Annotated in this window: 30 protein-coding genes; 18 read left to right on the plus strand and 12 right to left on the minus strand. The window is 68.1% G+C overall.

Going from position 1 to position 24,254, the window contains the following annotated elements:
* The first annotated feature begins 3 nt into the window (after positions 1–3).
* From VGP60_RS26055 to VGP60_RS26080, 6 genes are read left to right on the plus strand one after another with little or no spacing between them, the layout of a single operon-like run.
* Positions 4–516 carry an MSMEG_0572/Sll0783 family nitrogen starvation response protein gene (locus VGP60_RS26055; RefSeq protein ID WP_327550728.1) on the plus strand — a complete coding sequence of 171 codons (513 nt, stop codon included), beginning with the start codon at positions 4–6 and terminating at the stop codon, positions 514–516.
* Between the two features lie 26 nt (positions 517–542).
* Positions 543–1,616 carry an MSMEG_0568 family radical SAM protein gene (locus tag VGP60_RS26060; RefSeq protein ID WP_327550729.1) on the plus strand — a complete coding sequence of 358 codons (1,074 nt, stop codon included), beginning with the start codon at positions 543–545 and terminating at the stop codon, positions 1,614–1,616.
* Positions 1,617–1,659: 43 nt separating this feature from the next.
* The gene (locus VGP60_RS26065) at positions 1,660–2,988 is read left to right on the plus strand and encodes an MSMEG_0567/sll0787 family protein (RefSeq protein WP_327550730.1); all 1,329 of its coding nucleotides are present in this window, start codon (positions 1,660–1,662) and stop codon (positions 2,986–2,988) included.
* Positions 2,985–3,815, plus strand: coding sequence for a carbon-nitrogen hydrolase family protein (locus VGP60_RS26070; protein WP_327550731.1), 831 nt, complete (start codon positions 2,985–2,987; stop codon positions 3,813–3,815). Before VGP60_RS26065 ends, VGP60_RS26070 begins: the two co-directional genes overlap by 4 nt.
* The gene (locus tag VGP60_RS26075) at positions 3,812–4,645 is read left to right on the plus strand and encodes a carbon-nitrogen hydrolase family protein (RefSeq protein ID WP_327550732.1); all 834 of its coding nucleotides are present in this window, start codon (positions 3,812–3,814) and stop codon (positions 4,643–4,645) included. Before VGP60_RS26070 ends, VGP60_RS26075 begins: the two co-directional genes overlap by 4 nt.
* Entirely contained in the window at positions 4,642–5,700 is a 1,059-nt protein-coding gene (locus VGP60_RS26080) for an MSMEG_0565 family glycosyltransferase (protein ID WP_327550733.1), read from the plus strand. Before VGP60_RS26075 ends, VGP60_RS26080 begins: the two co-directional genes overlap by 4 nt.
* 1 nt (position 5,701) lies before the next feature.
* Here VGP60_RS26080 and VGP60_RS26085 read toward each other — a convergent pair whose 3' ends face one another.
* From VGP60_RS26085 to VGP60_RS26130, 10 genes are all read right to left on the minus strand, one after another.
* Positions 5,702–6,925 (minus strand): HNH endonuclease, encoded by a 1,224-nt coding sequence (locus VGP60_RS26085; RefSeq protein WP_327550734.1) that lies wholly within the window; start codon positions 6,923–6,925, stop codon positions 5,702–5,704.
* A 134-nt stretch (positions 6,926–7,059) separates the two neighbouring features.
* The gene (mtnA, locus tag VGP60_RS26090; protein WP_327550767.1) at positions 7,060–8,025 is read right to left on the minus strand and encodes an S-methyl-5-thioribose-1-phosphate isomerase; all 966 of its coding nucleotides are present in this window, start codon (positions 8,023–8,025) and stop codon (positions 7,060–7,062) included.
* A gap of 150 nt (positions 8,026–8,175) precedes the next feature.
* Positions 8,176–8,964 carry a PIG-L family deacetylase gene (locus tag VGP60_RS26095; protein WP_327550735.1) on the minus strand — a complete coding sequence of 263 codons (789 nt, stop codon included), beginning with the start codon at positions 8,962–8,964 and terminating at the stop codon, positions 8,176–8,178.
* A 24-nt stretch (positions 8,965–8,988) separates the two neighbouring features.
* Entirely contained in the window at positions 8,989–9,696 is a 708-nt protein-coding gene (locus VGP60_RS26100) for a dienelactone hydrolase family protein (RefSeq protein WP_327550736.1), read from the minus strand.
* 48 nt (positions 9,697–9,744) lie between these two features.
* Positions 9,745–10,233: an ANTAR domain-containing protein gene (locus VGP60_RS26105; RefSeq protein WP_327550737.1), complete on the minus strand. Its 489-nt coding sequence runs from the start codon at positions 10,231–10,233 to the stop codon at positions 9,745–9,747.
* A gap of 281 nt (positions 10,234–10,514) precedes the next feature.
* Positions 10,515–11,183, minus strand: coding sequence for an RNA polymerase sigma factor ShbA (gene shbA, locus VGP60_RS26110; protein WP_327550738.1), 669 nt, complete (start codon positions 11,181–11,183; stop codon positions 10,515–10,517).
* Positions 11,184–11,575: 392 nt separating this feature from the next.
* Positions 11,576–11,872, minus strand: a complete 297-nt coding sequence (locus VGP60_RS26115) for a DUF202 domain-containing protein (RefSeq protein WP_327550739.1) — start codon at positions 11,870–11,872, stop codon at positions 11,576–11,578.
* A complete protein-coding gene (locus VGP60_RS26120) occupies positions 11,869–12,198 on the minus strand; it encodes a YidH family protein (protein WP_327550740.1) in 330 nt (109 codons plus the stop codon). The genes VGP60_RS26115 and VGP60_RS26120 overlap by 4 nt, the downstream gene beginning before the upstream one ends.
* 9 nt (positions 12,199–12,207) lie before the next feature.
* Positions 12,208–12,663, minus strand: coding sequence for a GtrA family protein (locus VGP60_RS26125; protein ID WP_327550741.1), 456 nt, complete (start codon positions 12,661–12,663; stop codon positions 12,208–12,210).
* A gap of 90 nt (positions 12,664–12,753) precedes the next feature.
* The gene (locus tag VGP60_RS26130) at positions 12,754–13,194 is read right to left on the minus strand and encodes an STAS domain-containing protein (protein WP_327550742.1); all 441 of its coding nucleotides are present in this window, start codon (positions 13,192–13,194) and stop codon (positions 12,754–12,756) included.
* Between the two features lie 262 nt (positions 13,195–13,456).
* On the opposite strand from VGP60_RS26130, the gene VGP60_RS26135 reads away from it, so the two are divergent.
* Positions 13,457–13,783, plus strand: coding sequence for a hypothetical protein (locus tag VGP60_RS26135; RefSeq protein ID WP_327550743.1), 327 nt, complete (start codon positions 13,457–13,459; stop codon positions 13,781–13,783).
* Between the two features lie 40 nt (positions 13,784–13,823).
* Positions 13,824–14,126, plus strand: coding sequence for an iron-sulfur cluster biosynthesis protein (locus tag VGP60_RS26140; RefSeq protein ID WP_327550768.1), 303 nt, complete (start codon positions 13,824–13,826; stop codon positions 14,124–14,126).
* 60 nt (positions 14,127–14,186) lie between these two features.
* On the opposite strand, the gene VGP60_RS26145 is transcribed toward VGP60_RS26140, so the two are convergent.
* Positions 14,187–15,314: a glycerate kinase gene (locus tag VGP60_RS26145; protein WP_327550744.1), complete on the minus strand. Its 1,128-nt coding sequence runs from the start codon at positions 15,312–15,314 to the stop codon at positions 14,187–14,189.
* Complete coding sequence (locus VGP60_RS26150) at positions 15,311–16,282, minus strand: D-glycerate dehydrogenase (RefSeq protein WP_327550745.1); 972 nt, start codon at positions 16,280–16,282, stop codon at positions 15,311–15,313. The genes VGP60_RS26145 and VGP60_RS26150 overlap by 4 nt, the downstream gene beginning before the upstream one ends.
* Positions 16,283–16,388: 106 nt before the next feature.
* Between VGP60_RS26150 and VGP60_RS26155 the strand changes: the two genes are divergently transcribed.
* The 10 genes from VGP60_RS26155 to VGP60_RS26200 are packed head-to-tail and all read left to right on the plus strand — an operon-like array spanning position 16,389 to position 24,252.
* Positions 16,389–17,198, plus strand: a complete 810-nt coding sequence (locus tag VGP60_RS26155) for a CoA transferase subunit A (RefSeq protein ID WP_327550746.1) — start codon at positions 16,389–16,391, stop codon at positions 17,196–17,198.
* Positions 17,199–17,215: 17 nt separating this feature from the next.
* Positions 17,216–17,947, plus strand: a complete 732-nt coding sequence (locus VGP60_RS26160) for a CoA-transferase subunit beta (protein WP_327550769.1) — start codon at positions 17,216–17,218, stop codon at positions 17,945–17,947.
* Positions 17,944–19,122 (plus strand): thiolase family protein, encoded by a 1,179-nt coding sequence (locus VGP60_RS26165; RefSeq protein WP_327550747.1) that lies wholly within the window; start codon positions 17,944–17,946, stop codon positions 19,120–19,122. The genes VGP60_RS26160 and VGP60_RS26165 overlap by 4 nt, the downstream gene beginning before the upstream one ends.
* 13 nt (positions 19,123–19,135) lie before the next feature.
* Entirely contained in the window at positions 19,136–19,876 is a 741-nt protein-coding gene (gene pcaH / locus VGP60_RS26170) for a protocatechuate 3,4-dioxygenase subunit beta (RefSeq protein ID WP_327550748.1), read from the plus strand.
* A complete protein-coding gene (gene pcaG / locus VGP60_RS26175; RefSeq protein WP_327550749.1) occupies positions 19,873–20,391 on the plus strand; it encodes a protocatechuate 3,4-dioxygenase subunit alpha in 519 nt (172 codons plus the stop codon). Before pcaH ends, pcaG begins: the two co-directional genes overlap by 4 nt.
* Positions 20,384–21,712, plus strand: a complete 1,329-nt coding sequence (locus tag VGP60_RS26180) for an adenylosuccinate lyase family protein (protein ID WP_327550750.1) — start codon at positions 20,384–20,386, stop codon at positions 21,710–21,712. The genes pcaG and VGP60_RS26180 overlap by 8 nt, the downstream gene beginning before the upstream one ends.
* Positions 21,709–22,473, plus strand: coding sequence for a 3-oxoadipate enol-lactonase (pcaD, locus tag VGP60_RS26185; protein ID WP_327550751.1), 765 nt, complete (start codon positions 21,709–21,711; stop codon positions 22,471–22,473). Before VGP60_RS26180 ends, pcaD begins: the two co-directional genes overlap by 4 nt.
* The gene (gene pcaC / locus VGP60_RS26190) at positions 22,470–22,883 is read left to right on the plus strand and encodes a 4-carboxymuconolactone decarboxylase (protein WP_327550752.1); all 414 of its coding nucleotides are present in this window, start codon (positions 22,470–22,472) and stop codon (positions 22,881–22,883) included. The genes pcaD and pcaC overlap by 4 nt, the downstream gene beginning before the upstream one ends.
* Before the next feature lie 3 nt (positions 22,884–22,886).
* The gene (locus VGP60_RS26195; RefSeq protein ID WP_327550753.1) at positions 22,887–23,690 is read left to right on the plus strand and encodes an IclR family transcriptional regulator domain-containing protein; all 804 of its coding nucleotides are present in this window, start codon (positions 22,887–22,889) and stop codon (positions 23,688–23,690) included.
* Positions 23,683–24,252: a nucleotidyltransferase family protein gene (locus VGP60_RS26200; RefSeq protein WP_327550754.1), complete on the plus strand. Its 570-nt coding sequence runs from the start codon at positions 23,683–23,685 to the stop codon at positions 24,250–24,252. The genes VGP60_RS26195 and VGP60_RS26200 overlap by 8 nt, the downstream gene beginning before the upstream one ends.
* Positions 24,253–24,254 lie beyond the last annotated feature (2 nt).

The raw sequence follows: 24,254 nt of genomic DNA on the forward strand, positions 1-24,254 counted from the left end.
CTGATGGCCGAGTTGACCGACACCGAGAAGACCAGCCTGGACGAAATCCCGCACCCCTCGCTGCCGCAGGGATCGAGTCTTTACGGCGGTACCAAGGTCTTTCCCGACTACCAGGCCGAAAACGGGGAAAGCTACTTCACCCTGGTCCACGGCATCGCGCACGAATCGTCGGTGAGCTTCGTGGCGATCCTGCAAGCGACCAGGGCGTTGCGGAAGGGCTTCGAGGCGGCGATCTACTTCTACGGCCCGGGCTCGCTGAACTGCCTCGCCACGCGCGGGTTCCCGACCACGGGGAACGCGGCGTTCCCCGGCGAGCTCAACATCAACGACCAGCTCAAGGCGTTCATCAGCGAAGGCGGCAAGGTCTACTGCTGCCGTTTCGGTCTTTCGCTGCACGGCGCCCGCGAGGAGGACCTCATCGAAGGGGTCATTCCCACGCACCCGCTGGACGTGCAGGACGCCCTTATCCATTACGCCCGCAAAGGCGCGGTCATCAACTCCACCTACATGTTCTGAGCATGTTCTAGACGAGGAGGCAGACCGTGCGCGTTGGCATCGAAGAAGAAATCCTCACCGCCAGGTCCGATATCGCGGTGCGGGGTGTCCGGATGGACGCACCCGTCCAGCGCAGCAAAGGCGCCGGACCGAGCGACGACGGTCACCTGGTCGTCAACGGTGCCAACGCGGCGCTGCCGCTCAACCCGGAAAGCCCGTATTCGGTCCGTGACGGCCGGATCTTCAACGGCACCATCGATCTCGGGCTTTCCGTGGAACCCGTCAGCAGGCCGAAGTTCTACGACCTGAAGACGGCCGACGGTGTGCCGTACAACAAGATCGCGCTGTTGCACGGCAAGGACGTCCTCGCCACGACCGTGGTGCAGACCTGCATCCGGTACGTCGAGGACCAGCGATGCCGGTTCTGCACCATCGAAGAGTCACTGCGTGCCGGGTCGACGGTCGCGGCGAAGACCCCGGCGCAGCTCGCCGAGGTCGCGGCCGCGGCGGTCCGTCTCGACGGGATCCGGCAGATGGTGATGACCACGGGCACCACTTCGGGGCCCGACCGCGGCGCGCGGCATCTGGTGCGGTGTGTCAAAGCGGTGCTCGAAGCCGTTCCCGGGTTGCCGATCCAGGTTCAGATCGAGCCGCCTGGTGAGCTTTCGGTGTTGAACGACCTCCGTGACGCTGGGGCGACTTCGGTCGGTATCCACGTCGAATCTTTGGACGAAGGCGTGCGGCGGAAGTGGATGCCGGGTAAGTCGACGGTCCCGATGGCCGAGTACGAGGCCGCGTGGGACGAGGCTGTGCGCGTCTTCGGGCGGAACCGGGTGTCGACGTATCTGCTCATCGGGCTCGGCGAGGACGCCGATGAGCTCGTTGCGGGTGCGGGTCGGCTGATCGATCGGGGCGTGTATCCGTTCGTCGTGCCGATGCGGCCGATGCTGGGCACCCTCGCCCGTCGCGATGGAGCCGTCGCGCCGTCGTCCGCGCTGGTGCGGGACGTCAGCGGACGGGTGGCCGCGTTGCTGCGCGCGGCGGGGATGACCGGCGCGGACCAGCAAGCGGGTTGTGCCGCGTGCGGGGCGTGCTCGGTGCTGAACACGGCCGGGGGCTGAGATGAACCCGGATGTGCTCGCCATTCTCGGCGACCCTGTTTCCGTGGCACGACAGCCCGAATTCCGCATCGAACGGGCTGATACCGCTGCGCTTGAGGTGTATCGAGCGTTGCGGACCGAGGCGTTCGTCGAGCGGCAAGGGCTGTTCGACGGTCACGATCTCGACGACCGCGACGACGATTCGCGCACGATCGTGCTGGTCGCCCGCGATACCGCCGGGACCGTGCTCGGCGGTGTCCGGCTCGGGCCCGTCGACAACGGCGAGGACTTGGGCTGGTGGTCGGGTGGGCGACTTGTCGTGCGCCACGGCGTCCGGCAGGGTATCGGCGCGGCGCTGGTGCGCGCGGCTTGTGCGCATGCCGAAACCGCGGGCGTGCTGCGGTTCGAGGCGACCGTGCAGGCTCGCAACGAGCGGATGTTCACCCGGCTCGGCTGGGTGTCGATCCGGCCGGTGACGGTCGCGGACAGCCCGCATGTCTTGATGCGCTGGCCAATTGGCCGGATTGCGGCACTCGCCAAGGCGACCAAGAGCGATCTCGGCTCGTTGCTGCACGGGCTGACCGGCGTGCCCGGGTTCGTCGGTGACGACGGCGTGCCGGTGCCCGGCAGCGACCTGATCGCGGCGTGCGACGCGATCATCCCGTCCATGGTCGAACGCGACCCGGAATGGGCGGGCTGGTGCTCGGTGCTGGTCAACTTGAACGACCTCGCCGCGATGGGGGCCGAGCCGATCGGCCTGCTCGACGCGCTCGGCGCTCGTGACAAGTCGTTCGCGTCCCGGGTGCTTTCCGGGTTGCGGCGGGCGAGTGTCGCGTATGGCGTGCCGGTGCTCGGTGGGCACACGCAGTTCGGTGTCCCGGCGTCCCTGGCTGTCACGGCATTGGGCCGGACGTCGAATCCGGTACCCGGCGGAGGCGGAAAACCTGGTCAACGGGTGCGGCTGACCGCGGATCTCGGCGGCGGCTGGCGGCCGGGATACACCGGTCGGCAATGGGATTCGACCAGTACGCGGTCCACTGTGGAATTACGGGCGATGCTTTCCGCCGTCGGCCGAGCCCGGCCTGACGCGGCGAAGGACGTTTCGATGGCAGGCCTGGCCGGCACGCTCGGTATGCTGGCCGAAGCGAGCGGGTGCGGTGCGGTGCTGGACGTCGGCAAGGTGCCGCGACCCAGGGGAGCCACCGTGGGCGACTGGTTCACCTGCTTCCCCGGTTTCGCGATGCTGACCGTGGGGAACCCGCTTGACGCCGGGCCCGCGGCGGGCGCCGACTGCGGGGAACTGGTGACCGGGTACGGAGTGAGGTTGCGCTGGCCGGACGGCGAGCAGACCCGGGTGATCGAAGCTGGGGTGACGGGATTGGGGACTTCATGAGCATGCTCAAGATGGCGGCCGTCGCGGCGCCGTTCGACCGCGATCTCGATGGCGACTTCGCGCGCATCGAGAAACTGATCGCCGAGGCGCGGACGGAAGGTGTCGGCCTGCTCGCGCTGCCCGAGGCCTGTCTCGGCGGGTACCTGGCGAACCTCGACGGTGGTGCCGAAGGACCGCCGGCGCTCACTTTGGACGGCCCTGAGATCGCGCGGCTCGTCGCGTTGGCCGGGGACATGGTCGTCACCGCCGGCTACTGCGAAGACGGCGGCGGGGTTCTGTACAACAGCGCGGTCTGCGTGACGGGCGACGGAATTCTCGGGCACCACCGCAAGGTCCACCAGCCGCTGCGCGAGAGCGCGAGTTACGGCGCCGGCGGGCTTTTCGAGGCCTTCGACACGCCGGTCGGCCGGTTGGGCATGATGATCTGTTATGACAAGGCTTTTCCCGAATCGGCCAGGGCGCTCGCGTTGAGCGGCGCGGAGATCGTCGTGTGCATGTCCGCTTGGCCGGGCAGCCGGACCAACGCGAGCGCGGACCTGGCGGAGGACCGCTGGAAGCGGCGCTTCGACCTGTTCGACCGCGCGAGGGCGCTGGAGAACCAGATCGTGTGGCTCTCGGCGAACCAGTCCGGCACGTTCGGCGACCTCAACTTCGTTTCCAGCGCCAAGATCGTCGACCCCGGCGGCGAGATCCTCGCCGACACCGGCGTCGCCGAGGGCATGGCCGTCGCCGAGCTCGATGTGCGTGAAGCTCTGGAGACCGCCCGCCGGTCCATGGCGCACCTCCGCGACCGCCGGCCCGAGGCCTATCCCGTCGGTGTGGGATGACCCTGATCCGAATCGCCGCGGTCGCCGCACATTTCGGCCGTGATCTCGACTTCGGCCTCCAGCGCATCGCGACCCTGATCGACCACGCCCGGCAGGCAGGCGCGTCGGTGCTGGTGCTGCCGGACGCCGCGCTCGGCGGGTACCTCGCGGACCTCCGCCATCCCGACCCGGAGGCGTTGCCACCCGCGTTGGAGCCCGACGGGCCGCATCTGCGGAAGATCGCCGCGATGGCCGCGGAGATGGTGGTCTGCGTCGGCTACTGCGAGGCCGAGGGCGAAGACCGCTACAACTCCGCTGTCTGCGTGACCGGCGACGGTGTCCTCGGGCGGCACCGCAAGGTCCACCAGCCGCCGGGGGAGAGCATCGCCTACGCGCCGGGCAACGAGTTCACCGCTTTCGACACCCCGGCCGGTCGCGTCGGCATGCTGATCGACTACGACAAGACGTTCCCCGAGTCGGCGCGGAGTCTGGCCGTCGACGGTGCCGAGATCGTGGCCTGCCTTTCGGCTTGGCCGACCAGCATCACCAACCGGGCTCCGCGCATGGCGCAGGACAGGCAGTCGAGGCTGTTCGACCTCTACGACTGCGCCCGCGCCGCCGAGAACCAGGTCGTCCTCGCGTCCTCAAACCAGACGGGCGCGATGGGCGGCATGCGCTTCCTCGGGCAGGCCAAGGTGGTCGGCCCCGGCGGCGAGATCCTCGCGCGCACCTGGTCGAAGGCCGGCATCGCCGTCGCCGAGCTCGACGTCGCGGCCGAGATCGACAACGCCAGGCGCGTGCTACACCACCTCGGAGAGCGGAAACCCGCTAGCTACCGAGGGGCGTCATGAAGATCGCCCTGCTCAGCTACTCGACGAAACCGCGCGGCGGCGTGATCCACACCCTCGCCCTGGCTGAAGCGCTCGCTGAGCTGGGCCAAGACGTCACGGTCTGGACCCTGAGCCGCGGCGGCGACACCGGCTTCTTCCGTCCGGTGGACCCCCGCGTGCGCCTGGCCGTCGTCCCGTTCCCCGACATCGGCGAAGAGACCGTCGGCGAACGCATCCTCCGTTCCATCGCCGTACTCCGCGACGCCTTCACCCCCGACGAATTCGACATCGTCCACGCCCAGGACTGCATCAGCGCCAACGCGGTGGACCGGTGCGTCCGCACGATTCACCACCTCGACCAGTTCACCACCCCCGAACTCGCGGCCTGCCACGAACGCGCGATCGTCCGCCCGTTCGCCCACCTCTGCGTCTCGGCGGCGGTGGCCGGTGAGGTGTCCGACGGCTGGGGCATCCATCCGGCGGTCATCCCCAATGGCGTCGACGCCGATAGGTTCGCCGCGGCGTTGCCAGGTGCGTGGCCTTTCGGCCGGTTCGTCCTGGCTGTCGGCGGGATCGAGCCTCGCAAGGGCACGATGGACCTCCTGGAGGCCTACGCCCTTCTGCGCGAGGAACTCCCCGACGTGCGCCTGGTCATCGCCGGCGGCGAAACGCTGTTCGACTACCGCGATTACCGCGATCGGTGGGAGAAGCGTGCCGCGGAGCTGGGTGTGGAACCCGTTGTCCTAGGCCCCGTTGCGCATGACGAGCTCCCTTCGTTGTTCGCCTCGGCGAGTGTCTTCGCTTTCCCGTCCACAAAGGAGGGATTCGGCATGGCCGCCATGGAGGCGCTGGCCGCGGGAATCCCCGTGGTGACCCGAGACCTCCCGGTGTTGCAAGAGGTCTTCGGCGGGGTAGCCCGCTTCGCTACCGACCCGACGGGATTCGCCCGCGAGCTGCGCGCCGCCTTGGCCGAGCCTGATGCTCGTCGTGAAGCGGGTCGGGCGTTGGCCGCCCGATACACCTGGCCCGCCGCGGCCGCCCGGCATCTTGAGTTTTATCGCTCGCTAGTGGTTTGACTCAGGAGGCCACTTTTAGGGCGACTTCAGGTATCAGCGGCTCAGCACGATTGACATAACTGGCGCCGGTGGCAGTGGACAACCAAATGTCCTCACCATCCACCCCACGCGTCACCGTCCACAACCCCGACTGCTTCGCCAGATGATGACACCGACAACGCGGACCACAATTGCGGTGATCCGTCGCGCCACCCTGGTCGAACGGCACCAAATGATCAATATCCGACAACTGCGACGGTTTCATGCACACCGGGAACGTGCACGTCTGATCCCGCAACCGCACAAACTCCGCCAACAACGCCCCCGGCCGATACTTCTTCGTCGCCAGCCGCTGGGCATACCCCTTCTCATCCACCAACACCCCCGACCAGAGAGCTTTCAACCGGTAACCGAGCTCGCGGACCTTCTCCGCCGAAATCGGACCGTACCCCCGCACAGTCCCCGGAAGATCATCCAACCCCAGCAACGTCGTCGCATTGCACGCCACATACACATGCGTGACCACCTTGCTGGAAAACTTCCCCAGCAGCAGATCCCGCATCGCATCAGCCCGCAACTGCCCGATCGACCGCACCTCACCCCCCGCGCCCTTCACCGACCGCGCGATCAGATCCAGCCGCTCCTCGATCGCCAGCGCATCCTCCGACGACAGATAAGCACGCACCCACGACATCTCGTCCTGATCGTGCTCCACCGCCACCCGGCGCCCGGCCCTGCGTTTCCGCGCCCGATCCGCCGCACCCCGCGGATCGATCTTCGCGATAATCCAGCGCAGAAACTCCCCCAGCTGGCGCGCGGTCTTCTCCGCCGCCAGCGGAAACACCGCCGCATCCACCGCGTGGGCGTGCTCCGCAGACAGCACGCGTGTGGCCCGCGCGATCCGCGACACCTGGTCATAGTTCACCGACCCCGCGGCCAGCGCCGCGGCCGTCTGCGGCAACCGCGTCGCCAACGCCGCCGCCAGGCGCAGGTCGTTGCCCGCCTTCGCGGTACTCACCCGCTCGACACACGCCAGCTCATCCCGCGCGGTCCGGTCATCGCCGTGCAGCCGGGAATACCGATGCAGCATCCGCATCCGCACCGCCTCCAGTTGGGCTTGGGCCTGCGAGGCGCGGTGAATCAAGGCAAGCGTGGCAGCTTCGTCAGGTTCTCCTTCGGTCAACGTGATCAGGGCGGAGAAATCCCACCCCGCTGGGCTCGGTCTTCGTGACTCAGTTTCGATCATGCGTTCGAAGCTACCAAACGTCACCGACACAATCCGCACCGTCACAAACCCAACCGCAGGTCACACGCCGCGATACCCACGATCGAGTGACAAAACCCGTCCACAGACCGCACTCACGCGTGCATGGATCGCACTCAAGCGGGATGTGGGCCGGTTTCGGTGATCAGCGCGGTGACCAGGGAAGCGGGGGTGACGTCGAAGGCCGGGTTGAACGCATCGGCACCGGGAGGTGCGATCGCGACCCCGGCGAGATGGGTGACCTCGGCGGGGGAACGTTCCTCGATGACGATGGAACCGCCGCCGGGAATCGAGTAGTCCACTGTGGACTGTGGGGCGACCACGACGAACGGGATACCGTGGTGCCGCGCGGCGATGGCCAGGCCGTAAGTGCCGATCTTGTTGGCCACATCGCCGTTCGCGGCAATTCTGTCCGCGCCGACTAGGACGCAGTCCACGAGACCGCGGGACATCGCGGCGGCAGCGGCGTTGTCGGGCAGCACCCGGTACGGGATCCCGGCCTCGGCGAGTTCCCACGCGGTCAGCCGCGCACCCTGCAGCAGCGGCCGGGTTTCGTCCACCAGTACCGAATCCACGAACCCGCCGGCTTGCAGATGCCACACCACGCCCAACGCCGTGCCCCAGCCGACTGTCGCCAGCCGTCCGGCGTTGCAGTGCGTCAGCAACCGCAGTGGCCGCCGCCCGCACAGGTCCAGCACGACCTCCGAAGCGAGCCGCGAAGCCTCGCGATTGGTCCGTTCGTCCTCGTCCAGCATCTCGAGCGCTTCGGCCAGCACGGCGTCGACACCCTCGGGTAACTTCGCCAGTGCCCGCGCGACACCCCAGCTGAGGTTGACCGCGGTGGGCCGGGCTTTCGCCACCCGCGCGGCTTCCTCCGAAACAGCTCCACCGGCACGGGCCGCGAGCACGACGCCGAGCGCGCCCGCCGCCCCGAGCGCCGGAGCGCCACGGATGGCAAGCCGGGCGATCGCGTCGATCAGCTCGTCAACAGTGTCCAGTCGCAGCGTCCGGTAGGTCCCGGGCAACGCGCACTGGTCGATGATGACGACCGAGCCGTCCATCCAATCGATGGTCCGCTGCACGAGACCTCCCCGAACGAAACCGTTGGCACCACTGGTGATCATCGCGTAAACCTGGCGGGATGACCATCGACCGGCTCAACCCGCCCGAACCGCACGCCACCCCCGATTCACCGGCCAATTGGTGGAACTCGACGTGACAGCGGCGCTCGGCTAAAGGCCTGCCATCAGGTCGGTTTCGGTGATCCCGGGGCCCTGGCCCTCGCGGATGAACCACTCGGTGCCGAACGTGTACGCGAAGGCCTCGTCCGGCATCGCGAGGAAGAACGACGACTCGCTGATCTGACTGGCGTGCGCGCGCATGGCCTTGCGCTTGTGCCCGAGATAGGCCGAGACGTCGACGGCGGCGGTGATCTCCGATTCGGGCTTCCCGAAGTTCTCACTCGGGTCCGGCATCTCGACCTCGCTCACGAGGCCCGCTGCGGCCGCCGCTTCGAAGCCGCGCTGCATATGGTCGCGGTTCATCGTGTTCTGGTAGACCCTCGGCGTGCCGGCGAGCTCGGCGGCACGTTTGCCGACGCGGTGCACCTGGATGTGGTCCGGGTGGCCGTAGCCGCCGTTGTCGTCGTAGATGGTGAGTACTTCGGCGTTCTCCTCGCGAAGGATCGCGGCCAGCTTTTCGGCGGCCTCCTCGACCGACGCCGTCCAGAACGAGCCCGGCACGTCGTTTTCGGGCTCGCCTATCATCCCCGAGTCGACGTAGCCGAGGAACTCCACGCGCTGCGCGCCCAGGATTTCGGCCGCCGCGTGGGTTTCGACCACCCGGCGCTCCCAGAGTTCCTCGCCCGCGGTGAGGAAACCTTCCTGCACTTCACCGTTTTCGCCGCGGGTGGCGACGACGAGGACCACCCGGTGGCCTTCTTCGAAGGCTTTGCGCATGACTCCGCCGCAAGCGATGCACTCGTCGTCGGGATGGGCGTGGAACGACACCAAGGTGGCCATAACAAGAAGGTACTTGAAACGTGCCTAGGCCGGTGTCGGCAAGGTCCTTGCCAGGAACCCCGTCGTCAGCCGCCACGCCACGGCCGCGGCTTCGGCGTTGTGGAACATCGGCGCGACATGGTTGTGGAACGCGTGCCCGGCCTGTTCCTGGATGTGGATCTCGGCGCCGGGATGACCGGCGACCGCGTTGACGACCAGCTGGATACGGGGCCGCGGGATGTGCGGGTCCTGCCCGCCGAAGTGGAACTGGACCGGGCAGGTGACCTTGGGAAGCAGCCCGATCTCGTCCGGCACCGACGAACCGTAGAACGACACGGCGACGTCAGGATCCGACTTCGCCGCCGCCTCGAACGCGAGCGAACCGCCGAGGCAGAACCCGAACACACCAGCGCCGCCCTCGACCTCAGGCAACCCGCGAAGGTGCTGCAGCGACGCGAGGACGTCCGACAGGCCCAGTTTCTGATCGAACCGGCTGACGACGTCCATCGACGCCGCGAGCCCGCGCTCGTCGTGGCCGGACGACCAGTTCGGGACGTCACGCCAGAACAGGTCCGGGACGGCCACGACGTAGCCGAGCGAAGCCAGTTCCGAAGCCACCGACTTCAGGTAGCCGTCGAGGCCGTAGATCTCTTGGATCAGCACCAATCCCGGTCCCGTGGGCGCGCTGGGAAGCCATAGGGGGAGGTCGAACTCGCCGTCCGGCACGGTCACTCGCTGGGCTCGCTGCGACAAGATCGTCTTCTCCTCCGCTGGGCACGAAACCGCGTTCTCGCAAGGAGTCTAGGAGCCGGGCGAAGTGAACCCCGCGAGCACTTCGTACGGCGGGATCCAGCCCCGGCTGACCAGCAGTTCATGGAGTGCCGTGAGCGCCGCGGGCGCGGCGACGGTGTCGGCCGCGTCGACCAGGACGCGCGCGTGGTCGACCAGTTCGCTGTCCGACAGCGGCCGGACCGGCTCGTCACCGTCGTCGTCGGCGAGCGACGGTGTGCGCACCGCCCGCAGCAGCAACGATTCCAGCCGGTCCGGCGGCACGTGGACGGCGAGCCGCACGAGCAGCTGGGCCAGCCGGTGGAGTTTGACGTTGTGCTGCTGGGAAAGCCCGACCAGGATCTTGAACGCCTGTTGCGGGGCGCATCGGTGCGAAACGATGAGCACGCCCATGGCCTGCTCGATGGTCGCCCGTGTGCGCAGTGCCCGCCGCAGCCCGTCCAATTCCTCGCGCAGGTCCTCGACGCGCTGCTGCGTGTCTTCGGGATGCTGTCCGCCCATGCGTGCCCCCCTCGTTTGGTGGTTGTCATGGCGCGCGACAACGACACCGGCAACGGCGGCGACCGGGCAGGTACCAACAACAGAGGAGGTCTGCGGTGAGCGCAGCACGCAGCGTTTCGCTTCGCGCGAACGCCAAGCCCATCCTTGCCTCAGGCGGATGCGGTGCTGGGGAAGTGCGGTGCTTGGCGCGCTGCGGCTGTTTGTTCAACCGCTTTGCGGTCAACTTTAGAGCGGGTTCGACCGCGCCCGGAAAAGGGGGCAGGCGCGCTGGGCCGGATGGGCTAGAACTCGTCTTCCCGGCTGACCATGCCGCGCAGCCGGGTCAGGGCACGATGCTGGGTGACCCGCACGTTCCCGGGGGAGATACCGAGTGCTTCGGCGGTTTCCGACGCGGAGAGCCCGACGGCGATGCGCAGTGCCAGGATCTCCTGCTGGATCCGGGGCAGGGTGGCGACGATCTTGCCGAGGCGGGCGCCGAGGTCGATGTGGAGCGCGTGGCTCTCGGGGCCGTTTTCGATCAGCGGGCGCTCGGGCAGTTCCGGTACCGGCTCGGAGCGGTCACGGGAGACAGAACGGTAGGCGTCCGCGACCTTGTTGGCGGCGATCGCGTGGACGAGGTAGAGGAAGGAGCCGCCGCGGTCCTGATAATCCGGAAGCGCCTTTAATACCGCCAGGCAGACTTCCTGGGCGACGTCGTCCGCGGAGAGATAGGACAGGTCACGGCCACCCATCCGGGCTCGGCAGTACCTGACCACGACTGGGCCGATCATGTGAAGAAGGTCCTGAACAGCTGCCGGATTACCGTTTCCGGCCTCGCGCACAAGCGGGTCAAGATCTTCTTTAGTCAGTCGTCCCCCAGGTCGAGGCAGGTTTTCCGGCCGGGTGTAGCCGTGGACTGGCGCTGCAGAAACCGAGTGGGGCGCGTGCGTCGTGTCGGACGTGACTCGCATGGTCGTCTCCCCGGCGACCCTGCGACAGTCGCCGTCGGGGGCCCACGCTTAGTAACGTTCGGTCAGCAGGTGCTCCATAAGATCTGTCTTCACCTGCCGTCACTGCGACTGAGTGTAATCGTAGGCCGCAAACAACCCACAGTCCAGATTTCAACTAGAGATGCCCCGATCGCAGCAACCGCCAGGTCCGCCGCGATACCGGTCTGTACCGCGATTAATCGCAATTCACTCGACCGAGAACTCGCCCCGCTGTGAGCATGGGTTTCAGTTTTCGGAGTTGCGTGTCACTAGGTGCGGTCGGGTGCCTCCGCTGCGCAGGATTCGTGGGTCTTTTATTACGGTTCGGGCTGCAAAGTGGTGCGGAGAGTTGATCGCGTTCCCGATCGGGAACCTCAGTCGAGGAGCAGTGTCGCGAGTGCTGTGGCGGTCACCATGACCGAGGTCGTGGCCAAAATAATTTTGCCCGCCGCGGGAGGATGTCCGATTCGGCGCAGCTGCCTGCCTCGATACGAGCCCGCGAGAGCCAATGTGACGGCTGTGCAGCCCGCCATGACCGGCGGGACGGTCGACAATCCCCAATTGTGCGTGGATGCGGAGTGTAAGAGAAGAAGGGCGCAAGCGGCGGCGGCGAGTGCGGTCCGTTGCCAGGCCATTCCGGTGCGTTCGGCCTGTGCCCCGCGATCGGTCATCCGATGATCACCAGCACCGCGGCGAGCACGGTGATGAGCAGGACGCCAGCGGTGAGCACGAGGATCATCGGTGACTTGGGCAGCGGTTCGCCGCGGGACATGGCCGCCTGCACACGCCGCCAGCGCGGATATCCGGTCGCGGCGAGTATCGCGGCGAGCGCGACACAGAGCACCGCCAGCGTCGTGCGGACCGACGTCGGTTCCGGGATCAGCTGGTGAACGGCGACGCCGCCGGCGAGCAGTCCGAGCGCGGTCCGGATCCAGGCCAGGAAGGTGCGCTCGTTGGCGAGCGTGAAGCGGTAGTCGGGTTCGTTCTGGTCTGGCACGACCCGAGGCTAGTGCCGAGCTGCGAAGACCCACCAACGGAGTACTACGAACCGGATGGCCCCGCCGACACCGCTGGCCGCGAAAAGCACCACGGTCTGCATCCACGCGCTCGGGTTGCCGACGACCGCGTCGAGCGAGGCCAGGACGATCGAGCCGTATCCGGCGTAGAAGAGGAAGGTCAAGAAGTCCTGCAGGTGGCGCTTGCCTGCCTCGCTCGGACGACCGGCGAAGGTGACCCGCCGGTGGAACTCGGTGTTGGCGACCGTCGTCAGCGCGATCGCCATCAGGTTCGCCACCTGTGAGCCGACCGGCGGCTGCAGCATCAGGAACAGCGCGGACTGTGCTCCAGTGGTGATCACCCCCGCGACCACGTACCAGGCGGCGTGCTGGCCCAGTTCGTGGTGTGGGGTGTGGGTCCCGCGGCTCAGTGGCCGAGTGGACGCCACCAAGCCGACAGTGGTCATAACCGCCACGTTACTCGGATTCACAGTTTTGTGAAGCTATTTAACGTGCTGAAAAACTGTGACGCCCACGACAAGCCGGATCCGGAATAATCAGGGCTGACCAGCGTTGACAGCTGCCACAGCGTCGGTCACGGTCGGGTAAACCGGGATCACCGAAAGCATCCCGACGGCCTCCAGGGGCCGAAGCACCGCGCGTCCCGTGGCGACCGCTCCCCAGCGCAGCCCGGTCTCCGGAGCGCGGCGAGTGAGTTCGATCAGGATCGACAGCCCCGCAGACGCGAGGAACTCGACTCCGGTCAGGTCCAAGACCAGCATCGGGCGACGCGCGATCGCCCGGTCGACCTCGAGTCGAAGCGCGGGAGCGGTGCGCATGTCGACCTCACCGGAGACCCGGAGCACGGGAACGCCTTCTGCGGTGTGCCCGAGGGTGATGGCCAGGTCGGTCGGGTTCGACTTCACGATCTCCGGCTGTCCGCTCTGAGCGGGAATCTGGGTGTTCGTTCTGCGAACGGGGAAGTCTGTATTCGTCATTGGAGGCACTTCTTTCGGCGTCGCACATACGCGAGAAGCGGGCTCACCACGGAGCGACAGACCACAGACAGGGGATGCGACAGCCCCGGTGTGGCGTGCTGGCGACGCCCGTTTCCGGTTCGGCTGTGTGCTCAACCGTTGACTTGACGGTAACGGAGCGGTTGAGCAGTGGCAAGGCAAGGCGCGTGACGTGGGCGTGTTTCACCGTCGCGCGGCCCGGGTAGGCCAGAGAAGGTGAAGCCCCTAACCCGAGGAGGTCCGTGTGAGCGACGGCGACGCTGCCGAGCCGGAGATCCTGAGCGCCACCGAGGGGCTCGACGAAGACGAACTGGCGGCGGATCCGCTGGAGGAAGGTGTTGACCCGCCTGAACAGTGGAGCGCTGCTGAGCGTTACGGCACGACGGCGGAGGAAGTACGCGAAGGCGAGAGCCTGGAGCAGAAGCTCAGCGAAGAGCGGCCTGACGTCGAACCGGGCGAAATGCCCGAGCGGCCTCTCGCGATAACCCCCGCGGACGAGCTCGATGATTCGATCGACGACCTGACTCCGGACGTGGAACCGGTCGTACCCGAAGAAGCCACACGTCTGTAATCACTTTCGAAAGACCTACGACCTTATGGAAAGGCCGAATATGCTCGCCATGACCGAAGCCGCAGCCGAAGCGATCAGCGCCCTCACCGCGCAGGAGGGGCAGCAGGAAGCCGGCGGGCTCCGTTTCGCTTTGCAGGCCGCTGTCGACGAGGGCGCGCAGCTCGCGGTGTCCGTCGCCCCCGCGCCCGAGGAGGGCGACCAGGTGGTCGGCACCAGTCCCGGCGCCAAGGTGTTCATCGAGCCCAAGGCGGCGGAGATCCTCGACGACAAGATCCTCGATGTTCAGCCGGATGAAGAAGGTCAGCTGAACTTCGCCGTCATCCAGAAGTCCGAGACGAACTAGCCGGACCCACGCCGAGCCCTGGGGAATGTGTCGACACATTCCCCAGGGGCTCCGCTGGGTTCAGCGGGTTTCGGCCCAGGAGCGGACGAGATCGGCGGCCTGCTCGCGGAGCAGTTCCGCCGCGTGTTCCTGGGCGTGTGCCAGCGAAGGTGCGTGCTCGATCAGCGCGCGGCTCCCGACGACGCCGAGCCCGGCCAGCTGGGCTTCGTCCAGCTGGATCCGCCCGGCGATCGCCAGCAACGGGATCCCGCGGGCGCCGGCGCGTTTCGCGATGCCCGCCGGCGCTTTGCCGTCGAGACTCTGGACGTCGAGCGAACCTTCACCGGTGATCACCAGGTCGGCCCGCTCGAGGGCGTCGTCGATGCCGGTGAGTTCGACGACCAGGTCGAAACCGGATTCCAGAGTCGCCCCGAGCCCCGCGATGGCGGCTCCGGCGATCCCGCCGCCCGCCCCGGCACCGGGGATGTCCGAGACGTCCGGCGCACCCGCCACCTGCAGCGCGTCCGACCACGCCGTCAGCGCTTCCTCCAGTTCGGCGACCTCTTCGGCACGCGCGCCCTTCTGCGGCCCGAAGACCGCCGCCGCGCCCTTCTCGCCGAGGAGCGGGTTCGTGACGTCTGTCGCGACGCCGACGCTCACCCCCGCGAGACGCGCGGTGACCGCGGACAGATCGACTTCCGTGACCTCGTGCAGTGGCCCGCCGCCGAGGCCGATCGGCGCGCCCGAGCCGTCCAGCACCGTGGCCCCGAGTGCCATCAGCATGCCCGCGCCGCCATCGGTGCTGGCCGTTCCGCCGACGGTCAGGACGAGCCGTTTCGCGCCGCCGTCGAGCGCGTGTGCCATCAGTTCGCCGACGCCCCAGGTGCTCGCGCGCAGCGACACGCTCGGCGAGGGCTCGACGAACTCGATACCGCAGGCCCGTGCCGATTCGATGTACGCGGTGCCGTCGAGCACCGCGTACCGGGCGTCGACGGGCGTTTCGAGCGGGCCGCTGACCCGGACGTCGACCGCATGTGCGCCCGCCGCGTACAGGACGTCGAGCGTGCCCTCACCGCCGTCGGCGACCGGGCAGGTCTCGATTTCGGCGTCGGGCAAGGCGTCCCGCACACCGAGCGCGATGGCTTCAGCGGCTTCGACCGCGGTCACGCTGCCCTTGAACTTGTCAGGGGCGATCACCACGCGCGTCACGGGCGCACCTCGTTGAGCGGGCCGTTCCCGGCGAGCACCGACACGACGTTGCGGGCGGCGAGCAGGGCCATTTCGGTCCTGGTTTCGACTGTCGCGGAACCCAGATGAGGGGTCACGACGACGTTTTCCATGGTCAGCAAGGCAGGTTCGACCTCCGGTTCCTTTTCGAAGACATCCAGTGCGGCACCGGCTATCCGGCCCGCCGCGAGCGCCTCGGCCAGCGCGGCCTCGTCCACCACCGGGCCCCTGGTGGTGTTCACCAGGTACGCGGTCGACTTCATCGTGCGCAGCGTTTCGGCGTTGATGAGGTGGTGGGTTTCCGGCGTCAGCGGGCAATGCAGCGAGACGAAGTCGGCGCTTTCCAGCAGCTCGTTCGTGGGCAGATACCGCGCGCCGAGCGATTTTTCGACGTCCTCGGCGACCCGCGACCGTCCGGTGTAGACGATCCGAAGGCCGAACCCGAGCGCGCGGCGTGCGACGGCTTGGCCGATCTGGCCGAGCCCGACGATCCCCAGGGTCTTGCCCTGCAGCCCGGCACCGAGGAGAAACCCTAGGTGGAACGACCACGGAGTGCCAGCCCTCAGCAGCCTGTCGCCTTCGCAGAGGCGGCGGGTGACGGCGAGCAGCAGGCCGAAAGTCAGGTCCGCGGTGGCTTCGGTGAGCACGTCCGGGGTGTTGGTGACGACGACACCGCGCTCGGCCAGCGCCGGGACGTCGACGTTGTCGTACCCGACGGCCACGTTCGCGAAGACCTTCAGCGACGGGCCGGCGGCGTCGGCGACCGAGGCGTCGATCCGGTCGTGCAGCATGCCGACCACGGCCGACGCGCCCGCGACGGCCTCGCGGAGTTCCTGAGGGCTCAGCGGGCGGTCCGCGTCCGACATCCAGACTTCGCCCGCGTCCCGCAGTACCTTCAAGGCCGCGTCCGGGATTTCCCTGGTGACCACGATTCTCGTCGATGAGTGCACGAGGCCACCCTAATGTGGCCTTCCCGGTTCACCCAGCAAGTGATATGTTCATATGTAGAACTTATGTGCGAGATGCGAACATAATAGTACTTCGAAGGGACTCGGGATGGCGAAGGTGCTGTCGCTGGCTGACGGGATCGCGGAATTGGTCCACGACGGCGATGTCGTCGCACTGGAGGGGTTCACGCATCTGATCCCGGTCGCCGCCGGCCACGAGATCATCCGCCAGGGCCGCAAGGACCTGACCCTAGTGCGGATGACCCCGGACATCGTCTACGACCAGATGATCGGCGCGGGCTGCGCGCGCAAGCTCATCTTCTCGTGGGGCGGCAACCCCGGTGTCGGTTCGCTGCACCGTTTCCGTGACGCCGTCCAGCATTCCTGGCCGGTGCCGCTGGAGATCGAGGAGCACAGCCACGCGGGCATGGCGAACAGGTACGTGGCCGGTGCGTCGGGCCTGCCGTTCGCGGTGCTGCGCGGGTACACCGGCACCGACCTCGCGAAGCAGACCGACACGATCAAGCCGATCACCTGCCCGTTCACCGGCGAGCAGCTGACGGCCGTGCCCGCGCTGAACCCGGACGTGACGATCGTGCACGCGCAGCGCGCGGACCGTGCGGGCAACGTCCAGCTCTGGGGCATCGCCGGAGTGCAGAAGGAAGCCGTGCTGGCGGCAAAGCGTTCGCTGGTCACGGTCGAGGAGATCGTCGACGAGCTCGAACCCAAGCCGGGCGCGGTCATCCTGCCGAACTGGGCCGTCACCGCCGTCGCGGAAGTGCCTTTCGGCGCCAGGCCGTCGTACGCGGCGGGCTACTACGAGCGCGACAACGGCGCCTACCAAGCTTGGGACGCGATCGGCAAGGACCGTGAAGAATTCGGCAAGTGGCTGGCCGGGATCGTGGGAGTGAAGGCGTGAACTACAGCTCGGACGAGATGATGAGCGTGGCCGCCGCCAGGGCGCTGCGCGACGGCATGTCCTGTTTCGTCGGGATCGGCCTGCCGAGCACCGCGGCGAACCTCGCGCGACGCACGCACGCGCCGGACCTGACGCTGATCTACGAGTCGGGTTGCCTGGGCGCCAAGCCGACGCGCCTCCCACTGTCCATTGGGGACGGTGAGCTGGCCGAGACCGCGGACGCCGTGGTCAGCGTGCCCGAGGTGTTCAACTACTGGCTGCAGCCCGGCCGGATCGACGTCGGTTTCCTCGGCGCCGCGCAGCTCGACAAGTTCGGCAACATCAACACCACCGTGATCGGCGCGGACTACGCCGACCCGAAGGTGCGCCTGCCGGGTGCCGGCGGCGCGCCGGAGATCGCCGCGTCCTGCCGTGAGGTGTTCGTCGTGCTGCGCCAGAGCAGCCGCGCGTTCGTTGACAAGGTCGACTTCGTGACGTCGTTCGGGCACGGTTCCGGCAAGGGTGATCGTGAGCGACTCGGCCTGCGTGGCGCCGGGCCGACGCTGGTCGTCACCGACCTCGGCCTGATGCGGCCCGACCTCGAAACCAGTGAACTCACGCTGACCGAACTGCACCCGGGTGTGGAATTGGCGCAGGTGCACGCGGCGACCGGGTGGAAACTCAAGGTCGCCGAGAACCTGTCGGCCACCCCGGAACCGACCGAAACCGAACTGCGGATCCTCCGCGAGTTGAAGAAGGCGAGCGAATGACCTCCGAAGTTTTCGTCCTCGACGCCATCCGCACCCCGTTCGGGCGCTACGGCGGCGCGTTGTCCGGTGTGCGGCCGGACGACCTCGCCGCCGGTGTCCTGCGCGCGCTCGGCGAGCGCAACGGCCTCGATCCGTCCGAAGTGGACGAAGTGATCCTCGGTGACGCCAACGGCGCCGGTGAGGACAACCGCAACGTGGCCAGGATGGCGTCGCTGCTCGCGGGCTGGCCGACGTCGGTGCCCGGCAGCACGGTCAACCGGCTCTGCGGATCCGGGCTCGACGCGGTGATGCAGGCCAGCCGCTCGATCGCCGTCGGCGACACGTCGATGGTCGTCGCGGGCGGCGTCGAGTCGATGAGCCGTGCCCCGTTCATCCTGCTCAAGCCGGAAAAGGCGTTTCCGACCGCGCCGCAGACGCTGCACTCCAGCACGCTCGGCTGGCGCATGGTCAACCCGAAGATGCCCGAGCAGTGGACGATCTCGCTGGGGGAGTCCACCGAGCGGGTCGCGGAAAGGTACGGCATCGGGCGTGACGCGCAGGACGAGTTCGCCGCGCGCAGCCACCGCAATGCCGCCAAAGCCTGGGAAAACGGCTTCTACGACGATCACGTCGTCGCGGTCGACGGTGTCGAGCTCGCGCGGGACGAAGGCATCCGGCCCGATTCCAGCCCGGAGAAGCTCGCCAAGCTCAAGCCCGCGTTCCGTCCACAAGGGACGATCACGGCCGGGAACTCCTCTCCCCTCAACGACGGCGCGTCAGCGGTGCTGCTGGGTGACCAGGCCACCGCGGACAGGCTCGGCAAGACGCCGCTGGCCCGGATCGCGGGCCGAGGTGCGGCCGGGGTCGATCCGGACGTCTTCGGCATCGGCCCGGTGAAGGCCGCGGAGATCGCGCTGGAGCGCGCCGGCATCGGCTGGGAAGACCTCGCCGCCGTCGAGCTCAACGAGGCCTTCGCCGCGCAATCGCTTGCGTGCCTGGCCGAATGGCCCAAGCTCGACCCGGAGATCGTGAACGTCAACGGCGGCGCGATCGCCATCGGGCATCCGCTCGGTGCGTCGGGCGGCCGCATTCTCGGCTCGCTCGTCCACGAGCTGCGCCGCCGCGGTGGAGGCTGGGGCCTCGCCGCCATCTGTATCGGGGTCGGCCAGGGCCTGGCCGTCGTCGTCGAAGCGTAGGAGGCTGTCGTTCATGGGTAACCCCACCAAACTCAAGCTCCCCCAATACCTTCGAGACCCGGAAGGCACCCAACCTCCGCTCGACTCACCCGGGTACGGCTCGACGGCGTTGCGCCATCCCAAGCAGCCGTTGGTCCTGCTGCCGCAGAAGCTCACCGAGATCACCGGCCCGGTGCTCGGCCCCGGCCGCCTCGGCGAGCTGGACAACGACCTCACCCGCCAGCACGCCGGTGAGCCGCAGGGACAGCGGATCATCGTCGGCGGACGGCTTCTCGACGGCGACGGCCGCCCGGTGCGCAACTCGCTCATCGAGATATGGCAGGCGAACGCGGGTGGCCGCTACCGGCACAACCTGGACCGCTGGCCCTCACCGGTCGACCCGAACTTCACGGGGGTCGGCCGCGCGCTGACCGACGACGAAGGCCGCTACGAGTTCACCACCATCAAGCCCGGCGCGTACCCGTGGAAGAACCACCACAACGCCTGGCGCCCGGCGCATATCCACTTCTCGGTGTTCGGCAGCGCGTTCACGCAGCGGCTGGTCACCCAGATGTATTTCCCGGACGACCCGCTCTTCAGCCAGGACCCGGTGTTCAACTCGGTGCCCGACGAGAAGGCCCGCCAGCGGATGATCTCGAAGTTCGACTTCAGCCGCACGCTGCCGGAATGGGCGCTGGGCTTCGAGTTCGACATCGTTTTGCGCGGCCGCGAGGGCTCCGTGTTCGAAGCCGAGGAAGAGGACGACGACGAATGAGCACCCCTTCGCAGACCGTCGGCCCGTACCTCTCGATCGGGCTGCCGTGGGAAGACGGGCCGGACGTGGTGCCCGAGGGCACCGCCGGGGAGATCCTGATCTGGGGCACCGTGTTCGACGGCGCCGGCGCGATCGTGCCCGACGCGCTGATCGAGACCTGGCAGGCCGACTCCAACGGCCGCTTCGACCACCCCGACGACCCGCGCGGCGCGGTCAAAGGGTTCCGCGGCTTCGGCCGCTGCCCGACCGACAACGACGGCTCGTACTCGATCCGCACGGTCATGCCGGGGCCGTTGCCGGGCCAGGCACCGCATATCGACGTCTCGGTGTTCGCCCGAGGCCTGCTGCACCGCGTGGTGACCAGGATCTACTTCGCCGACGACGCTTCGGACCCGGTGCTCGCGTCGGTTCCCGAGGAGCGGCGGAGCACGCTGATCGCGGTCAAGTCCGGTGGTGGCTACCGCTTCGATGTGCGCTTGCAGGGCGAAGGCGAGACAGTCTTCTTTGATGTCTGAGTTATTCGATGGTGTGCTCGCCGCCGGGCCTGTCCGCGCCGAGGTCGGCGACCGGGCCTGGCTGCGGGCGATGCTCGACGTCGAGGCCGCGCTGGCCGGTGCCCAAGCCGATGCCGGGTTGATCCAGCGCGCCCACGCCAACGCGATCGCCGAGGCCTGTGACGTCGACTATTACGACGTCACCGAGCTGGGGCAGCACGCGACCGGGGTCGGGAATCCGGCCGCGGCGCTGGTCCGCGCGCTGACGGCGAAGGTCCACGGCGACGCGGCCGGGTATGTCCACTTCGGAGCGACCAGCCAGGACGTCATGGACACCGCGGCGATGCTGGTCGCTTCCCGTGCGCTGGCGCCGTTGCTCGAAGATCTCCAAGCCTGCGCCGACGCGGCTGCTTCGTTCGCGGAAGAGCACGTCTCGACGCTTCAAGTGGGACGGACGCTGCTGCAGCAGGCGTTGCCGCTGACGTTCGGCTTCACCGCGGCCGGGTGGCTGTCCGGGCTCGACTCGGTGGCCACGCGGCTGCGAGCTCTGGAGCCCGCTGGGCAATTGGGTGGCGCAGTGGGCACGCTCGCCTCGCTCGGCGAGCGGGGCCCGGCTGTGCTCACGGCGTTCTGCTCACGACTTGGCCTCGCGGAACCGGTGCTGCCGTGGCATACCGAGCGGACTCGGATCGCCGACATCGCCGGAGCGCTCGGGACTGTTTCCGGTGTGGTCGCCGGAGTGGCGCGCACGATCACGCTGCTCGCGCAGACCGAGGTCGGCGAGGTCTTCGAGCAGGGACCGGCCGGGAGTGGCGGGTCGTCGACCATGCCGCACAAGCGGAATCCCGTCGCCGCGGTGTCCGCGCTGGCGGGCGCCCGGCAGGCACCCGGACTGGTGGCGGCATTGCTCGCGTCGATGGAACAGGAACACCAGCGGGCCGCCGGTGCCTGGCACGCCGAATGGCGGCCGTTCACGGAACTCTTGCGCAGCACGGGATCGGCGGTGCACTGGCTGCGGCTGAGCCTCGAACGGCTGCGTGTCGACCCGGACCGGATGCGGGAGAACCTCGAGCGCACCGGCGGCGTGCTCCTCGCCGAGCGCGTCACGGGCGTGCTGGTTTCGCGCACCGGACGGCTGGCCGCGCACGACGCCGTGACCGAGTGCTGCAAGCGGTCCGTCGCGGGCGAAGGCGACTTGGCCGACCTGCTGGCGGCGGATCCGTTGGTGGGTAAGCATCTTGACCGCGCCGAGATCAGGGAGCTCCTGGACCCGGTGGGATATCTGGGCAGCGCGGGCGTGTTCGTCGAGCGTGCTTTGGCAGCGCACAGGGAGAATGCATGAACGTCAATTATGTCGCCGAGGGGCCCGAAGGCGGCGAGGTCGTCGTCTTCAGCGGCTCGCTCGGCAGTGACCTGCGGATGTGGGAACTCCAGGCGGAACCGTTGGCGGAGAACGGGTTCCGCGTGGTGCGCTACGACCACCGCGGGCACGGCGATTCCCCGGTTCCGGCGGCGCCCTACTCGATCGCCGACCTCGGCGGTGACCTGATCGAGCTGCTCGACACGCTCGACGTGCCGCGCGCGCACGTCGTCGGGCTGTCACTGGGCGGGATGACCGGCATGTGGGCCGGGGCGAACGCGTCCAAAAGGATCGCGTCGCTCGTGCTTTGCTGCACGTCGGCGAAGCTCGGCCCGCCGGAGAGCTGGGCCGAGCGCGCCCGCAAGGTCCGGGCCGACGGCACCGGGTCGATCGCGGAAGCCATCGTCTCGCGCTGGGTCACGCCGGCCTACCACCGGATGCACCCCGAACGGGTCGACTACCTCCGCCAGATGGTCACCGACACCTCCGACGAGGGCTACGCCGCGTGCTGCGGCGCGATCGAGCGTATGGACCTCACCGGCGACCTGCCGAAGATCTCCGCGCCGACGTTGGTGATCTCCGGCACCGAAGACCGGGCGACCCCGCCCGACCACGGGCAGCGCATCGCCGACGCGATCCCCGGCGCACGCCTGGAAATCGTCGAAGGCGCGGCTCATCTCGGCAACGTCGAGCAGTCCTCGCGCTTCACACAGTTGATACTTGAACACCTGAAGGCGGCATGAACAGCGACGAACTTTACGAAGCGGGCATCAAGGTGCGCCGCGAGGTCCTCGGCGACGAGCACGTCGACCGCGCGATCGCCAAGACCACCGACTTTTCCCAGCCCTTCCAGGATTACATCAACCGCGCGGCCTGGGGCTCGGCGTGGACCCGTGACGTCTTGGACCGCCGCACCCGCAGCATCGTGACGCTCACCGCGCTCACCGCGTTGCACTGCCACGACGAGATCGCGATGCACGTCCGCGCGGCCATTCACCATGGGCTCACCGCGGCGGAAATCGCCGAAATCCTCGTACATACCGGCGTCTACGCGGGAGTGCCCGCGGCGAACGCCGCCACGGCGATCGCCCAGCGAGTGCTGGCTGAGCTGGGTGAACCCTCGGCCCAGCCCCGGTCGCCCGATAGTGTTTGAGCCATGACCGACGAAGTAGCCGAGCGCGGCGCCCATCATGTCCAGTCCTTGGAACGGGGACTGGCCGTGATCAAGGCGTTCCACACCGACGCGCCCGAGCTGACGCTGAGCGATGTGGCGCGGTCGACGGGGTTGACCCGGGCGGCCGCGCGGCGCTTCCTGCTGACGCTGGCGGATCTCGGTTACGTCCGTAGCGACGGCAAGTACTTCTCGCTCACCGCGCGGGTGCTCGAACTCGGTTACTCGTATCTGTCCAGCTTTTCGCTGCCCGAAGTCGCGCAGCCGCATTTGGAAAACCTGTCTTCCGAAGTCCACGAGTCGAGCTCGGTGTCGGTCCTCGAAGGCACCGACATCGTCTACGTCGCCCGCGTGGCGGTTTCGCGGATCATGACCGTGACGATCAACGTCGGTACCCGCTTCCCCGCGTACGCCACATCGATGGGCCACGTCCTGCTGGCCGGCTTGACGGACGACGAGCTGACGACGTACCTCAGTGCCGCGCGGCTGGACAGGCTCACGCCGCGCACGCTCACTTCCCCGGATGCCGTGCGGGCCGAGCTCGCGCAGGTCACGCGACAGGGTTGGGCGATGGTCGACCAGGAACTCGAAGAAGGCCTGCGCTCGGTCGCCGCGCCGATCCGTGACCGCAAGGGCATGGTGATCGCCGCGGTCAACCTGTCCACGCACGCCAGCCGCACCACCGCCGAGTCGGTGCGGAACGAACTCGTGCCGCCGCTGCTCATCACCGCGCAACGGATCGAAGCCGATCTCGCGCTCGCGCCGCCCGCCAGGGCCAAGCGTGGCTGAGGTAGCCGGGCTGCTGCTCGCGGCGGGCGCCGGGCGGAGGTTCGGGCGGCCGAAGGCACTCGTCGACGTCGACGGGGAGCCGATGGTGCTGCGCGCGTTGCGGACGTTGTCGGACGGCGGCTGCGCGCCGGTGCGCGTGGTGCTGGGCGCGCAGGCCGAGGACGCCCGCGCGCTGCTGCCGGACCCGTCGATCGCCGTGTACTCCGAAGACTGGGCCACGGGGATGGGCGCGTCACTGCGAACCGGACTCGAAGCCGTCCGTGAGTTGGACGTCGACGCGGTGCTGGTGCATCTCGTGGATCTTCCCTGGGTGGGGCCGGAGGTCCTTTCGCGGCTGGGCGAACTGGCTTCCCCGGACGTTGTCGCGCGGGCGAGTTACGACGGCGAACCCGGCCATCCGGTGTTGCTCGGACGGCGGTGGTGGAGCGAGATCGGGGAGAGCGCGCAAGGAGATCGTGGCGCCCGCGATTGGCTCGCGACCAGGGAAGATCTTCGTCTCGTCGAGTGCGGTGACCTCGGCAGCGGCCGCGATGTCGACGCACCAAGTGACTTAAGGATCTAGTG

Origin of the sequence: Amycolatopsis sp., assembly GCF_036008905.1 — a bacterium.
Classification (GTDB): domain Bacteria; phylum Actinomycetota; class Actinomycetes; order Mycobacteriales; family Pseudonocardiaceae; genus Amycolatopsis.

Coding starts and splice junctions, on each gene's coding strand:
- VGP60_RS26085 (WP_327550734.1), bottom strand. CDS start 6,925: ATGATCGAAACTGAGTCACGAAGACCGAGCCCAGCGGGGTGGGATTTC.
- VGP60_RS26180 (WP_327550750.1), top strand. CDS start 20,384: ATGTCTGAGTTATTCGATGGTGTGCTCGCCGCCGGGCCTGTCCGCGCC.
- VGP60_RS26115 (WP_327550739.1), bottom strand. CDS start 11,872: ATGACCGATCGCGGGGCACAGGCCGAACGCACCGGAATGGCCTGGCAA.
- VGP60_RS26140 (WP_327550768.1), top strand. CDS start 13,824: ATGCTCGCCATGACCGAAGCCGCAGCCGAAGCGATCAGCGCCCTCACC.
- pcaD (WP_327550751.1), top strand. CDS start 21,709: ATGAACGTCAATTATGTCGCCGAGGGGCCCGAAGGCGGCGAGGTCGTC.
- VGP60_RS26195 (WP_327550753.1), top strand. CDS start 22,887: ATGACCGACGAAGTAGCCGAGCGCGGCGCCCATCATGTCCAGTCCTTG.
- pcaC (WP_327550752.1), top strand. CDS start 22,470: ATGAACAGCGACGAACTTTACGAAGCGGGCATCAAGGTGCGCCGCGAG.
- VGP60_RS26105 (WP_327550737.1), bottom strand. CDS start 10,233: ATGGGCGGACAGCATCCCGAAGACACGCAGCAGCGCGTCGAGGACCTG.
- shbA (WP_327550738.1), bottom strand. CDS start 11,183: ATGCGAGTCACGTCCGACACGACGCACGCGCCCCACTCGGTTTCTGCA.
- VGP60_RS26055 (WP_327550728.1), top strand. CDS start 4: ATGGCCGAGTTGACCGACACCGAGAAGACCAGCCTGGACGAAATCCCG.
- VGP60_RS26075 (WP_327550732.1), top strand. CDS start 3,812: ATGACCCTGATCCGAATCGCCGCGGTCGCCGCACATTTCGGCCGTGAT.
- VGP60_RS26095 (WP_327550735.1), bottom strand. CDS start 8,964: ATGGCCACCTTGGTGTCGTTCCACGCCCATCCCGACGACGAGTGCATC.
- VGP60_RS26165 (WP_327550747.1), top strand. CDS start 17,944: ATGACCTCCGAAGTTTTCGTCCTCGACGCCATCCGCACCCCGTTCGGG.
- VGP60_RS26125 (WP_327550741.1), bottom strand. CDS start 12,663: ATGACCACTGTCGGCTTGGTGGCGTCCACTCGGCCACTGAGCCGCGGG.
- VGP60_RS26080 (WP_327550733.1), top strand. CDS start 4,642: ATGAAGATCGCCCTGCTCAGCTACTCGACGAAACCGCGCGGCGGCGTG.
- pcaG (WP_327550749.1), top strand. CDS start 19,873: ATGAGCACCCCTTCGCAGACCGTCGGCCCGTACCTCTCGATCGGGCTG.
- VGP60_RS26070 (WP_327550731.1), top strand. CDS start 2,985: ATGAGCATGCTCAAGATGGCGGCCGTCGCGGCGCCGTTCGACCGCGAT.
- VGP60_RS26155 (WP_327550746.1), top strand. CDS start 16,389: ATGGCGAAGGTGCTGTCGCTGGCTGACGGGATCGCGGAATTGGTCCAC.
- pcaH (WP_327550748.1), top strand. CDS start 19,136: ATGGGTAACCCCACCAAACTCAAGCTCCCCCAATACCTTCGAGACCCG.
- VGP60_RS26160 (WP_327550769.1), top strand. CDS start 17,216: ATGATGAGCGTGGCCGCCGCCAGGGCGCTGCGCGACGGCATGTCCTGT.
- VGP60_RS26130 (WP_327550742.1), bottom strand. CDS start 13,194: ATGACGAATACAGACTTCCCCGTTCGCAGAACGAACACCCAGATTCCC.